Source organism: Caballeronia sordidicola, assembly GCF_000729995.1.
GTDB lineage: Bacteria > Pseudomonadota > Gammaproteobacteria > Burkholderiales > Burkholderiaceae > Caballeronia > Caballeronia sordidicola_A.
Map to the genome: position 1 here is coordinate 85,301 of NZ_JNFG01000200.1, position 12,305 is coordinate 97,605.

The window sequence follows — 12,305 nt, forward strand, 5'->3', positions numbered from 1 at the left end:
CACGTCGCTCAATGCTTCTTGAAAACGAGCGTGCCGTTCGTGCCGCCGAAACCGAACGAATTCTTCAGCGCCACGTCGATCTTCATTTCCCGCGCTTCGTTCGCGCAGTAATCCAGGTCACATGCCGGATCCTGGTTGAAGATATTGATGGTGGGCGGCGAGATCTGGTGATGCAGCGCCAGCACGGTGAAGACCGATTCCAGTCCGCCGGCGCCGCCGAGCAGGTGGCCTGTCATCGACTTGGTGGAATTCACCACGATCTTCTTCGCGTGGTCACCGAACGCGTTCTTGATCCCGATGGTCTCTGCCAGATCGCCCAGTTGCGTGGACGTGCCATGGGCGTTCAGGTAGTGCACTTCGTCCGCATTGACCTGGGCATTTTTCAACGCGTTGCGCATGCTGCGGCGCGCGCCGTCGCCGTTTTCCGGCGGTGCAGTCATGTGATAAGCGTCGCCGCTCATGCCGTAGCCGCTGACTTCGGCGTAGATCTTCGCGCCGCGTGCTTTCGCATGCTCATACTCTTCGAGCACCATCACGCCGGCGCCTTCGCCCAGCACAAAACCGTCGCGATCCTTATCCCACGGACGGCTGGCGGTAGCCGGGTCATCGTTGCGCTGCGACAACGCGCGCGCAGCCGCGAAGCCGCCGATACCCAATGGCGACACGGTCGCCTCGGAGCCGCCGCAGATCATCACGTCGGCGTCGCCGTATTCGATCAGACGCGAACCTTCGCCGATGCAATGCAGACCCGTCGTACACGCGGTCACAATGGCCAGGTTCGGTCCTTTCAAACCGAAGCGGATCGAGAGATGGCCGGAAATCATGTTGATGATCGACGCCGGCACGAAGAACGGCGAAACCCGGCGCGGGCCACGATTGAGCAATTCCGTTTGCGTGGCTTCGATCATCGGCAAGCCGCCGATTCCCGAGCCCACGACAACGCCCACGCGTTCCGAGTTTTCATCGGTGATTTCCAGCCCGCTGTCCTGCATGGCCTGCACACCGGCGGCAATGCCGTAATGGATAAAGGTATCCATGTGGCGCGCTTCCTTGGCCGGCATATAGTCTTCGACCTTGAAGCCTTTGACTTCACCGGCAAAGCGCGTGGAAAAGTTCGTGGTATCGAACTTCGTGATCTCGGCGATGCCCGACTTGCCAGCGACCAGATTGGCCCAGCCGTCGGCAACGGTATTGCCGACAGGCGAAATCAGCCCAAGGCCTGTAACAACAACACGACGACGGCTCACGGTAACCCCTTATCCATAAATGACAAAAAGCAAAAGCCACAAGATCCACAGGAAATTGCCCTGTGAGCCCTGTGGCTGTTAAATCGGTTCGAATCGCGACAGAGCGTCAACCCCGAATAGTCTAGCTGCAGCTTGGCGCGCGGGCTTTAGGCCTTGACGTTGGCGCGAGCGTAGTCGATCGCTTGCTGAACCGTCGTGATCTTCTCGGCTTCTTCGTCAGGGATTTCCATGCCGAATTCGTCTTCGAGAGCCATCACGAGTTCGACGGTGTCGAGCGAGTCAGCGCCCAGATCGTTGACGAACGAAGCTTCGTTCTTGATTTCGGCTTCGGCGACGCCCAGTTGTTCGGCGACGATCTTCTTCACGCGCTGTTCGATATTGTCCATGCAGCCCTCCGAGGGAAATGTAGTTCAAAAACACAAGTGCGCGCATTTTATCAGGTTTGTACCCGTAAATACCCACGCACGGAATCAGCTTTGTTTGGCGCGTGACATGGCTTTGATGCCCGTCACGCCCTTTTCAGCGCCCTTACCTGCTTACCACTTCTGACAGCGAATCTCGCCTCTCTTACACCGCGCTTTGAATCAGCACTTTGCGCACCCGCCACACGGCGCGGATATTAACGAAATGCCTGTCACATGTACATGCCGCCGTTCACGTGGAGCGTAGTGCCCGTGATGTACCCCGCGTGTGGCGAAGCAAGGAAAGCCACAGCATGAGCGATATCTTCCGGGCTGCCCAGTCGGCCGAGTGGTATCTGTGCTGTGAGTGCCGCACGCTGCGCTTCCGGCAAAACCTTGGTCATGTCGGTATCGATAAAACCCGGTGCAATGCAGTTCACCGTGATCCCGCGGCTGCCGATCTCACGGGCCAGCGCCCGCGTCATGCCTGCCACGCCGGCCTTCGCGGCCGCGTAGTTAGCCTGCCCCGGATTGCCCGATGAGGCCACCACCGACGTGATATTGATGATCCGTCCGCCGCGCGCTTTCATCATCGGGCGCAGCACGGCGCGCGAGAGACGGAAAACGGCGCGCAGATTGGTGTCGATGACGGCGTCGAATTCGTCGTCCTTCATGCGCATCGCGAGTTGATCTTTCGTGATCCCCGCGTTGTTCACCAGCACGTTGAGTCCGCCGAATTCCTTGACCACGCCGTCGATAAACGCTTCGCTCGCAGCTGCATCCGTCACGTTCAGCACCGCGCCGCGGCTTTGTCCGCCAAACTCTTTCAACGCTTCGGTAATGCCGTCTGCGCCGCTTTCGCTGGTCGCCGTGCCAATCACAGTCGCGCCCTGGCGCGCGAGTTCGACCGCGATCGACCGGCCGATCCCTCGCGACGCACCCGTCACGACCACTATGTGCTTGTCCAGAATCATGTTTCGTCTGTTCCTTGTTTGTCGCTTAACTGCTTTGGCCTGTTCAGCTAATGAATTCAGCCGGCGAGCAGTTTGCGGGTTTCTTCGAGCGAAGCCGGATCGAAAATCGACGCACCGATCAGCGTACCGTCGATGCGCTTCGTCAACCCGTTCAGCACCTTGCCCGGACCGCATTCGATCACGTGCGTGACCCCTTCGTGCGCCATCTTCTGCACGGTTTCAACCCAACGCACAGGACCCGCGGCCTGACGCACGAGCGCGTCCTTGATCGCAGCCGGTTCGGCGACGCTCGCGACATCGATGTTATTGATCAGTGGAATCTGCGGCACGCTAATATCCACGCTTGCCAGATACTCGCGCAACTGGTCCGACGCCGGCTTGAGCAGCGACGAATGGAATGGCGCCGATACCGGCAGCGGCAACGCGCGTTTCGCGCCCTTGGCCTTGGCGATTTCGCAGGCTTTTTCAACGCCTGCTTTCGCACCAGCGATCACCACTTGGGACGGCGCGTTGAAGTTCACCGCTTCAACAATCCCCGCCGCCGATGCTTCAGCGCAGACGGCACGCACAGCGTCGTCGTCGAGACCCAAGATTGCTGCCATGCCGCCCTCGCCTACCGGCACGGCGCTCTGCATGGCTTGCGCGCGAAACCGCACGAGCGGCACGGCGGCGGAAAACGGCAGCGCTCCGGCAACCACCAGCGCGGTGTATTCGCCCAGGCTATGACCCGCGACGATCGCCGGTTTCAGTCCGGTTTCCTTTTCCCACACACGATAGATTGCGTAAGCGGCCGTCAGCATGACGGGCTGCGTATTCGTGGTCAGACCCAGCTCTTCAACCGGACCGTCGGCGATCAGCTTGCCGAGATCCTGACCGAGCGCATCGGATGCCTGTTGCACGGTTTCGCGCACCACGGCGTGGTCGGCGAATGCATTGAGCATGCCGACCGACTGGGAACCTTGTCCCGGAAAAACGAACGCGAATTTCATGAGGTCCTTGCTCGATTGGATTGTCGAATCACTGACGTGGCGTGATGAAGAAGTCGTATCGGCTTAATACCCGCTTAATAGCGGATAACCGACGCGCCCCACGTGAAGCCGCCACCCACCCCTTCAATCAGCACATGCTGGCCGCGCTTGATGCGGCCGTCGCGCACGGCGACGTCGAATGCGAGAGGAATTGATGCAGCCGATGTATTGCCATGCTCGCCAACGGTCACGACCATGCGCTCAAGCGGCACATGCAGCTTGCGCGCGGTGCTTTCCATGATGCGGATATTGGCCTGATGGGGAACCAGCCAGTCGATGTCGCCAGCGGTCAGTCGCGCCTTCTCGAGCGCCTCGACGGCCACTTTTTCCAGCACCTTCACCGCCAGCTTGAATACGGCGGGACCATCCATGTGCAGGAACGCGCTGCCTTCGATCACGCCTTTGTTCACATTGCCCGGCGTGCACAGGATGTTCGCGTGGCTGCCGTCGGCGTGAAGTGCGCTGGACAGTACGCCGGGTTCATCGGAGGCTTGCAGGATCACGGCGCCAGCGCCGTCGCCGAACAGCACGCAGGTAGTGCGGTCGTTGAAATCGAGAATGCGCGAGAAGGTTTCAGCACCGACGACCAGCGCCGTACGATTGATGCCTGCGCGGATGAGGCTGTCGGCCACTGCAACGGCATAAGCGAAGCCCGAACAGACCGCCTGGATATCAAACGCGGCGCCGCTATTCTTGATACCGAGCTTGTTCTGCAACAGGCAAGCCGTGCTGGGAAAGACGAAGTCAGGCGTGGACGTGGCCACAATGATCAGGTCGATCGACTGCGGATCGATATCCGCGGCCTCGATCGCGTGACGCGAGGCCCGCAAGGCCAGGTCGCTGGTCGTCTGATCGGGTGCAGCGAAATGACGTGCATGGATACCGGTGCGCGCGACGATCCACTCATCGCTCGTTTCAACACCCTGTTTTGCCAGACGCTCGGCCAGTTGCTGGTTCGAGACACGGTCCGCCGGCAGGTAACTGCCCGTTCCGATCACGCGGGAATAGAGATTCGATTGAGCCATTATGCCTTCGAGGATAGCGCGGCACCCGGTTCGCCCGGCTGCACGAGCGGGCGGGCAGCGACCGTATTATCGCCTGGGGCGATAGGGTCGGCCGCGGGGTCGGCTTGATTCGGGACCACGGTGCCAGCATTGTCAGCAGAAGCGCCGAGCGCCGCTTGTTTCACGGGAGCAGCGTTTTCTTCCATGGCGCGCACGAGACGATCAAGCACGCCATTTTTGACGGCATCATACCCGCGTTTTATAGCCCACTCAAACCCGTAGGCTTGTGCCGATCCATGGCTCTTGATGACCAGCCCGCGCAGGCCGAGCAGCGCGGCGCCGTTATATTGAGCGGGGTCGACCCGCCGTTTGAAGCGTTTTAGAACGGGCAATGCGACGAGCGCCATCAGCTTGGTCAAGAGCGACCGGCTGAATTCCTCGCGGATCATGTCGGTCAGCATCTGCGCCAGGCCTTCCGAGGTCTTCAGCGCCACGTTACCGACAAAACCATCGCACACGACCACGTCGGTCGTGCCTTTATAGATGTCGTTGCCTTCCACGTTGCCGTAGAAATTGAGCGTGCTTGCGCGCAGCAATTCGCCGGCGCGTTTGATGACGTCGTTGCCTTTGATGACTTCTTCGCCGATGTTGAGCAGACCAATGGTCGGGCGCTCCTTGTCCCCGATAGCGGCGACAAGCGCGTGGCCCATTTCGGCGAATTGCAGCAAGTGTTGCGGCTCGCAGTCCACATTCGCGCCCAGATCGAGCACGGTGGTGAAGCCCTTCTGGCTTGGCATCGCGAATGCGATAGCCGGGCGCTCAATGCCTGGCAGCGTCTTGAGCACGTAGCGCGACACGGCCATCAGTGCGCCGGTGTTACCTGCCGAGATGCACGTCTGGGCCTGGCCGTCCTTGACGAGATTGAGCGCTACCCGCATGGACGAATCTTTCTTCCGGCGCAGCGCAACTTCGACGGAATCGTCCATCTCGACCACTTCGGTCGCCGGGACGACCGTCAGCCGGGTTTCGCCCGTGGCTTTGCACTTCTTCAGTTGCGCGCGGATGGCCGACTCGATGCCGACAAGCAACAGCTGCGCATCAGGATGCGAACGCACGAAGCTGACCGCGGCAGGAACGGTCACGGCCGGGCCGTGGTCGCCTCCCATGCAGTCGATAGTGATCTTTACGGTCATGGAGTGCGACGAATTTCAGGCACAAAAAAGCGGCAGTGAAATGCCGCCTTCTTGTTATACCGAGAAGATGTCAAGCGCGAACAACCGCGACTCAGACCATGAGTCAAGACGGTAACGCCAGACGCAACAAGCGTCGTACGCTTAGTCGTTCTTCGTCTTGATGACTTTCTTGCCACGATAGTAGCCATTCGGGCTCACGTGGTGACGCAGATGCACTTCACCCGTGCTCGGCTCAACGGCCAGCGCCGGTGCCGTGAGGAAATCGTGCGAACGATGCATGCCGCGCTTGGACGGCGATTTCTTGTTTTGCTGAACTGCCATGATGACTCCGGAAAAATTTTGCGAATTCTAACACAGCTCGACACGCCGGAGACCCTGACCTTCGGCCAGTGGACCTTTCCGGACGCATCGCGCCGCCTGATGATTGGATACCCGGCCTGATGCCGGATATCAATACTCCTTAGTGCGAGCGTTTAAAGCACGCGCTTCAATGCTTGTTGTCGTCGGAACCGCCCTGCTTGAGCTTACCGAGCGCGGCGAACGGATTGGGTCTGCCTGTGCCGCCATCTTGCGGCGTGCCTGCCTCTCCATTCAGACCACCATCGTCCAGCTCGCCCTCGGCGCCGTCGAGACCCGTTACCAGGCTCTCGTGCACTTCAGGACACACTTCGTGCTTCGGCACGAGCGGCAAGGTCAACAACAATTCCTCTTCGATCAAGTCGACGAGATCGAACTGGCGTGAGCCAACGATCACTTCCACTTCATCGTTGTCTAGCGGAAACTCGTCCGCTTCATCTTCCGTGGTGACAATGCGATACGTTGCATCGACATCCAGGTGTTGCGAATACGGCGAAAGACAACGCTGGCATTCAATCCAGACCGATCCGTGCACCGCTAGCCGCAAATAAGGCTGCGGCGCTTCAGTGCCGTCGTCCTGCAACTCGGGCTGCATGGAGCCTTCGGCCTGCCATGAAAACACCGTGTCGCGGTCTGGAGCATCTGCCGGCACTTCGTTCAACATACGCGGCAACTGCGAGACCCGTACACCACCTGCTGCCTGACGACGGCTTTGGGCGAATTCGAACAGGTCGAGTGCGCGCAAGTCGGCGGGACATGCAGGTTTGCCAGGATTCTGTGTCATGTGCGCTCCTGCAGTGGTCGTTGCCGCGACGGCTGGATAGCAAGTCCGCGGAGGACGACCGGGGGTGAAGCTGCAGTATGCACCGCACCGGACCCGTCCGGCTGGTGTGGTTTATCCCGATTTTGCGGCGACTTTGCGGTTTCAGCAGCAGCCCGCGGGCTTGTTGCTTATTTTCCGGCGACTATCGCGACATTCGGCCCCACCACTTTAGGCTACCACTCCGAGCCGCAAGGCATCCGGTACATCCCGGTACACTTCCGGCTACCGTGGCGCCACGCCGGTATGCGTAAAAAGGCCTTCGCATACCGATGAAAAGCCCAAAATCATAGCGGCTTTGTCTTTTCGAGTCAAACACTTATGCTTCGGCTTGTGGTACCGCGCGGTTCAGTACAGCCAAGCGCGGTTCCAGTCCTTTCTCCCAATTGTTCTTAGCCAATCCTTTTCATGCCCGACGTCTCAACCAAGCCGCGCCTCATCCTTGCATCGAGTTCGCGTTACCGGCGGGAACTGCTCGAACGCCTGCGCATTCCCTTCGATGTAATCACGCCCGATATCGACGAAACGCCAATGGACCGCGAAACGCCGGAAGCCACGGCTGTCCGGCTGTCGATCGCCAAGGCGCGTGCGGCCGCGACCCGCGTGACCAATGCGTCCGGTGCGCTGGTTATCGGCTCCGATCAGGTCGCCACCTGTGACGGCCGTCAGATCGGCAAGCCCGGCACGCACGACAGCGCGCGCGCGCAGCTTCAGTCGATGCGGGGGAAAAGTGTCGAATTCCACAGCGCGCTTTGCCTCTTCGACAGCCGCACGGACCATCTCCAATCCGCCGATATCGTCACGCGTGTGCAATTCCGCGAGCTGTCGGATGCGGAAATCGAAGCGTATTTGCTTGCCGAAACGCCTTACGACGTGGCGGGCAGCGCGAAATCGGAAGGTTTGGGCATCGCGCTCGTCGATGCGATCCATTCCGACGATCCCACCGCACTGGTCGGTTTGCCGCTGATCGCGTTGTCCCGCATGTTGCGCGCGGCCGGGTTTCCGTTGATGGGGGCAGCATGAGCGGCGTTTTGTACCTGATTCCGAACACGCTCGGTGACGGCGACAGCGCCGCGCTCGCCGATGTCCTTCCCGAACCCGTACGTGCACGCGCCGCGGCGCTGCAGTACTACATTGGCGAGAACGCGAAAACCACGCGCGCGTTCCTGAAGAAGGTCGGAACCGAACGGCCGATCCAGGAAATCGAGATCCGCGAACTCAATGTCAATACGCCGCCGGGCGAGGTCGAGAAGCTGCTGAAACCGATTCTGGCGGGCACAGACGCCGGTCTCGTCTCGGAAGCGGGATGTCCGGCGGTCGCCGATCCGGGCGCCCTGCTCGTGCGCCGCGCCCACGAGCGCGGCGTGAAAGTCGTGCCGTTCGTCGGACCCAGTTCGATTTTGCTGGCGTTGATGGCGTCGGGAATGAACGGCCAGAGTTTCGCGTTCAACGGCTATCTTCCCGTCGATGCCACCGAGCGGGGCAAACGTCTGCGCGAGCTGGAAGCGCTGTCGCGCAAGGCGAACCAAACGCAGATTTTCATCGAGACGCCTTACAGGAATCGTGCGCTGCTGGACACGTTGCTCGCAACCTGCGCGCCGTCCACACTGGTGTGCGTCGCGGTCGACCTTACGTTGCCGGCCGAGACGATCGTCACCCGAACCGTTTCGGACTGGAAAAAGAAAGCCGCGCCTGAACTGCATAAACGGCCGGCTATCTTCTTGCTGCTAGGTGCATAGGCCGGGGCGCATCCCTTAGCAACGCTGTCTGCACTGCGCACGAAAAAACCGCTCGCCTGATGACTCAAGGCGAGCGGTTTTTATCTAAAACGCAGGGAAAATTACTTCAACTGCATCTTCCCGCCCATCATCAGCGCGTGCATCGACGCATTGCCTACCGCCGCGCCGAACTTGCGCGCTACACGCTCGCCAATGCTCTCCTTCTGCGTGTAATCGACAATATCCGGCTGTTTGACGATCTCGCGTGCGACGTAATCAGCGTCGCCGAAACCATCGGCGAGACCCAGTTCCACGCTCTTCTGACCCGTCCAGAACATGCCCGAGAACACATCGGGCGACTCTTTCAGCCGATTGCCCCGGCCTTGTTTGACGGCATCGATGAATTGCTGGTGAATCTGGTCGAGCATCTCCTGGGCGTGGGCATCCATGGCCGGCGATTCAGGCGAGAACGGATCGAACGCGCCTTTGTTCGCGCCCGACGTGTGCAGCCGGCGCTCCACGCCGAGCTTGTCCATCAGGCCCGTGAAGCCGAAACCGTCCATCAGCACACCAATTGATCCGACGATGCTCGCCTTGTCGACGTAGATCTTATCGGCGGCCGCAGCCGCGTAATAACCGCCCGACGCGCACATGTCGCCCACGACCACATACAACGGCTTCGACGGATATTTCGCCCGCAAACGCGTGATCTCACGATTGATGATGCCCGCCTGCACCGGACTGCCGCCCGGGCTGTTGCAGCGAAGAATCACCGCCGCGGTGCCATCGTCTTCAAAAGCGCTGTCGAGCGCTGCGTTCACGTTGTCCGAACTGGCGTCGCTATTGGCGGCAATCTCACCCTCCAGCTCAACCAGCGCCGTATGGCGTTGGGTTTTCGCGACTTTGTCGCTGGTGAAATCGAACGCGCTCCAGACCGCGATCGCCAGGATGGCGAGGAACACGAAGCGGAAAAAGATCCGCCAGCGGCGCGCGGCCCGCTGTTCATTGATTGCCGCCAGCGCGATGCGTTCGAGCGCGGCGCGCTCCCAGTTGTCGCCGGTGTCGCCGACGGATTTGGGACGTGCCTTATCCGCGGAATCGGTGGGAATTTGATCGGACATGCGTCGCCTGGTTGACTGATTAAAAATGGAGAGCGGGTTCGTTTCGCATCGCGAGAACAACCGCGGGAACGGTCAAGCCGGACGGAGATCGTCGTCGGGAAGCCAGAAGACGGCGCGGCCTTCGGGTGTGTCGCGCTCTTCCGCTGCCACCCGCCGCAAACGCGCGCCGCGGCAGGGGCCGCCGACGCATTTCCCCGTATCCGGCTCGTAAATCGCGCCGTGAGTCGCGCACATCAAGTATAAGCCGGAGCTCTCGAAGAACTTGCCCTCGGACCAGTCCATCTCCATGGGCACGTGGGCGCAGCGGTTGAGGTAGCCAAAGGGTTTGCCGTCGTATCGGACGAAAAACACCGTGGCTTCGCCGCCTTTGTCGACGGCTTTGTGACGAACGCCGTCGCCACCGTCGACCAACTCCTCCGACGCGCAGATTCGCACCGGCTCAAGCGACCCGACAAGCGGCGTTCCTGTCATGCATTCTCCCGCAGCCAGTCTCCGAGTGACGTGACGTTTTCGGCCACGAACAACGGCTCGAGTGCGTGCAGCGACTTCGCCGGATGCGCGCCGTAAGTCACGCCGACCGCCGCCGCGCCGGCATTTTTCGCCATCTGCAGGTCGTGCGTGGTGTCGCCGATCATCACCGTGCGGCTCACGTCCTGCCCGAGTTCGCGCGTAAGTTCGTGCAGCATGGCCGGATGCGGCTTGGAGAAGGTTTCGTCGGCGCAACGCGTGCCGTCAAAGAGGCTCGTCAGGCGCGACTGGTCCAGCGCGCGGTTCAGGCCCACACGGCTTTTACCTGTGGCGACCGCGAGCAGATAACCCTCGTCGCGCAGGCTTTGCAGCATGCCGCGCACGCCATCGAAGAGTTCGGTTTGCTCGCCCTTGATCAAATAATGAAATCGATACCGCTCGGCAAGCTTCGGGTAATCGACCGGGTCGAGCGTGGGCGCCGCGATCTGCAACGCGTCGCGCAGCCCCAGGCCAATCACGTAACTTGCGGCTTCATCGGCGGGAACGGGCAGGCCAAGGTCGCGGCACGCCGCCTGAATGCTGCGTGTAATGTGCGCCGTGGAATCCATCAAGGTGCCGTCCCAGTCGAAGACAATCAGATCGAATTGCTGACGGGCCATTTATAGAGTCTCGCTAGAATTTTGTTTGAGTTGTTCGATGAAGCGCCGGCATTCGGCCGGCAGCGGCGCTTCGACCTGAAGCGTCTCGCCGGTTGCCGGGTGCACGAGTTTCAGCCGGAAAGCGTGCAGAAACATGCGTTTAAGCGACGGATCGGCGTTGGGACGCACCAAATTCTTGTTTAGCGCGAAGTCGCCGTACTTGGTATCGCCAGCGATCGGCAGGCCGATATGCGCCATATGCACACGAATCTGATGCGTACGGCCCGTCTTCAGTTCCGCCTCGACCCACGCGTAGTCACTAAAACGTTCGATCAGGTTGAACACGGTATGCGAGGCGAGGCCGTCGTCCTGGACCCGAACGCGACGCTCGCCCTCGGGCGTCAAGTATTTATGCAGCGGTTCCTTCACGATCCGCCGACGTCCCCAGCCCGCCAGCCAGTCGCCGTGACCGACGGCCTGGTAGCGTTTATCGATACGGTTTTCGCGCATTTGCTCATGCACGTTGATCAGCGCCGAACGCTTTTTCGCAAGCATCAGCACGCCGGAAGTCTCGCGATCCAGTCGATGCACCAATTCGAGGAACTTCGCCTGCGGACGCGCATTGCGCAATTGCTCGATAACACCGAACGCCACGCCGCTGCCACCATGAACGGCGACGCCCGCGGGTTTATCGATCACGATCAGATGATCGTCTTCAAATAGTATGGGGAATTCGGCAGCGGGCGCATTCGATGAAAGCGGGGTTTCGTCCAGTTGCGCGGTGCGAATTGGCGGCACGCGCACGAGATCGCCCATTTCCAGCCGGTAAGCAGCGTCGATACGCCCCTTATTTACGCGCACTTCCCCGCTGCGCAAAATCCGGTAAATGTGACTTTTCGGTACGCCTTTACAGACGCGAAGTAAAAAATTGTCGATGCGCTGACCCGCCGCATTTTCGTCGATCTCGATCATTGAGACCTGTTCGCTTGCGACCTTTTTATGGGATGTTTTGCCTAACTCATTCATTCTGAATATAATTTGCGGACAGTCTGGAAAAAGCCACTAAGCTGGCCGGATGTTGTCAGACTGTACAGGTGCAAGCAGTAAACCGTTATTTTACTTGCGCCCAGGGCCAGTTGCTCACCCGGAAAACGGAGTAACAAGTTGCACGCACGACGATATCGCACGGCAGGGACGGTGCCCACAGGCGCGTTCGGTCGAGTCGATCGTCGACACGGTAACGGATTTTTGGCGATCAAGAATTTTATCGGCGAGAGGCAGTGAGGTCCGGACTAAAACCCGGCTTCTTCCGGATGTGACCCGGGTATCAGGCAGG

The 12,305-nt window shown here is 60.2% G+C and carries 14 protein-coding genes; 2 read left to right on the top strand and 12 right to left on the bottom strand.

The features are described 5' to 3' along the window. Positions 1-8 precede the first annotated feature (8 nt). The 8 genes from fabF to FH08_RS0138520 all read right to left on the bottom strand — a co-directional run bounded on the left by fabF (position 9) and on the right by FH08_RS0138520 (position 6,988). Positions 9-1,247, bottom strand: coding sequence for a beta-ketoacyl-ACP synthase II (gene fabF, locus FH08_RS0138485; protein ID WP_031363445.1), 1,239 nt, complete (start codon positions 1,245-1,247; stop codon positions 9-11). Between the two features lie 146 nt (positions 1,248-1,393). Further along, positions 1,394-1,633 (bottom strand): acyl carrier protein, encoded by a 240-nt coding sequence (gene acpP, locus FH08_RS0138490; RefSeq protein ID WP_004197638.1) that lies wholly within the window; start codon positions 1,631-1,633, stop codon positions 1,394-1,396. Between the two features lie 248 nt (positions 1,634-1,881). Further along, positions 1,882-2,622 carry a 3-oxoacyl-ACP reductase FabG gene (gene fabG, locus FH08_RS0138495; protein ID WP_031363446.1) on the bottom strand — a complete coding sequence of 247 codons (741 nt, stop codon included), beginning with the start codon at positions 2,620-2,622 and terminating at the stop codon, positions 1,882-1,884. Positions 2,623-2,678: 56 nt separating this feature from the next. Then, complete coding sequence (gene fabD, locus FH08_RS0138500) at positions 2,679-3,611, bottom strand: ACP S-malonyltransferase (protein WP_031363447.1); 933 nt, start codon at positions 3,609-3,611, stop codon at positions 2,679-2,681. A 74-nt stretch (positions 3,612-3,685) separates the two neighbouring features. Next, positions 3,686-4,675 carry a beta-ketoacyl-ACP synthase III gene (locus FH08_RS0138505; protein ID WP_031363448.1) on the bottom strand — a complete coding sequence of 330 codons (990 nt, stop codon included), beginning with the start codon at positions 4,673-4,675 and terminating at the stop codon, positions 3,686-3,688. Then, the gene (plsX, locus tag FH08_RS0138510) at positions 4,675-5,847 is read right to left on the bottom strand and encodes a phosphate acyltransferase PlsX (protein WP_031363449.1); all 1,173 of its coding nucleotides are present in this window, start codon (positions 5,845-5,847) and stop codon (positions 4,675-4,677) included. Before plsX ends, FH08_RS0138505 begins: the two co-directional genes overlap by 1 nt. Before the next feature lie 141 nt (positions 5,848-5,988). Then, positions 5,989-6,168 (bottom strand): 50S ribosomal protein L32, encoded by a 180-nt coding sequence (gene rpmF / locus FH08_RS0138515; protein ID WP_031363450.1) that lies wholly within the window; start codon positions 6,166-6,168, stop codon positions 5,989-5,991. 166 nt (positions 6,169-6,334) lie between these two features. Continuing rightward, on the bottom strand, positions 6,335-6,988 hold the full coding sequence (locus tag FH08_RS0138520; protein WP_031363451.1) for a YceD family protein: 654 nt from the start codon (positions 6,986-6,988) through the stop codon (positions 6,335-6,337). A gap of 444 nt (positions 6,989-7,432) precedes the next feature. Between FH08_RS0138520 and FH08_RS0138525 the strand changes: the two genes are divergently transcribed. Together FH08_RS0138525 and FH08_RS0138530 are read left to right on the top strand one after the other, a co-directional pair. Further along, positions 7,433-8,047: a Maf-like protein gene (locus FH08_RS0138525; RefSeq protein WP_031363452.1), complete on the top strand. Its 615-nt coding sequence runs from the start codon at positions 7,433-7,435 to the stop codon at positions 8,045-8,047. Next, the gene (locus FH08_RS0138530; RefSeq protein ID WP_031363453.1) at positions 8,044-8,763 is read left to right on the top strand and encodes an SAM-dependent methyltransferase; all 720 of its coding nucleotides are present in this window, start codon (positions 8,044-8,046) and stop codon (positions 8,761-8,763) included. Before FH08_RS0138525 ends, FH08_RS0138530 begins: the two co-directional genes overlap by 4 nt. A gap of 101 nt (positions 8,764-8,864) precedes the next feature. Here the strand turns inward: FH08_RS0138530 and FH08_RS0138535 are convergent, their stop codons facing one another. The 4 genes from FH08_RS0138535 to FH08_RS0138550 form a co-directional block, all read right to left on the bottom strand. Beyond that, positions 8,865-9,863, bottom strand: coding sequence for a S49 family peptidase (locus tag FH08_RS0138535; protein ID WP_031363454.1), 999 nt, complete (start codon positions 9,861-9,863; stop codon positions 8,865-8,867). Positions 9,864-9,935: 72 nt separating this feature from the next. Then, positions 9,936-10,334: a Rieske (2Fe-2S) protein gene (locus FH08_RS0138540; protein WP_031363455.1), complete on the bottom strand. Its 399-nt coding sequence runs from the start codon at positions 10,332-10,334 to the stop codon at positions 9,936-9,938. Further along, positions 10,331-10,990, bottom strand: a complete 660-nt coding sequence (locus FH08_RS0138545; RefSeq protein ID WP_031363456.1) for an HAD-IIIA family hydrolase — start codon at positions 10,988-10,990, stop codon at positions 10,331-10,333. The genes FH08_RS0138540 and FH08_RS0138545 overlap by 4 nt, the downstream gene beginning before the upstream one ends. Continuing rightward, positions 10,991-11,995, bottom strand: coding sequence for an RluA family pseudouridine synthase (locus FH08_RS0138550; RefSeq protein ID WP_031363457.1), 1,005 nt, complete (start codon positions 11,993-11,995; stop codon positions 10,991-10,993). Positions 11,996-12,305 lie beyond the last annotated feature (310 nt).

Coding starts and splice junctions, on each gene's coding strand:
- acpP (WP_004197638.1), bottom strand. CDS start 1,633: ATGGACAATATCGAACAGCGCGTGAAGAAGATCGTCGCCGAACAACTG.
- fabG (WP_031363446.1), bottom strand. CDS start 2,622: ATGATTCTGGACAAGCACATAGTGGTCGTGACGGGTGCGTCGCGAGGG.
- fabD (WP_031363447.1), bottom strand. CDS start 3,611: ATGAAATTCGCGTTCGTTTTTCCGGGACAAGGTTCCCAGTCGGTCGGC.
- FH08_RS0138505 (WP_031363448.1), bottom strand. CDS start 4,675: ATGGCTCAATCGAATCTCTATTCCCGCGTGATCGGAACGGGCAGTTAC.
- plsX (WP_031363449.1), bottom strand. CDS start 5,847: ATGACCGTAAAGATCACTATCGACTGCATGGGAGGCGACCACGGCCCG.
- rpmF (WP_031363450.1), bottom strand. CDS start 6,168: ATGGCAGTTCAGCAAAACAAGAAATCGCCGTCCAAGCGCGGCATGCAT.
- FH08_RS0138520 (WP_031363451.1), bottom strand. CDS start 6,988: ATGACACAGAATCCTGGCAAACCTGCATGTCCCGCCGACTTGCGCGCA.
- FH08_RS0138525 (WP_031363452.1), top strand. CDS start 7,433: ATGCCCGACGTCTCAACCAAGCCGCGCCTCATCCTTGCATCGAGTTCG.
- FH08_RS0138530 (WP_031363453.1), top strand. CDS start 8,044: ATGAGCGGCGTTTTGTACCTGATTCCGAACACGCTCGGTGACGGCGAC.
- FH08_RS0138535 (WP_031363454.1), bottom strand. CDS start 9,863: ATGTCCGATCAAATTCCCACCGATTCCGCGGATAAGGCACGTCCCAAA.
- FH08_RS0138540 (WP_031363455.1), bottom strand. CDS start 10,334: ATGACAGGAACGCCGCTTGTCGGGTCGCTTGAGCCGGTGCGAATCTGC.
- FH08_RS0138545 (WP_031363456.1), bottom strand. CDS start 10,990: ATGGCCCGTCAGCAATTCGATCTGATTGTCTTCGACTGGGACGGCACC.
- FH08_RS0138550 (WP_031363457.1), bottom strand. CDS start 11,995: ATGAATGAGTTAGGCAAAACATCCCATAAAAAGGTCGCAAGCGAACAG.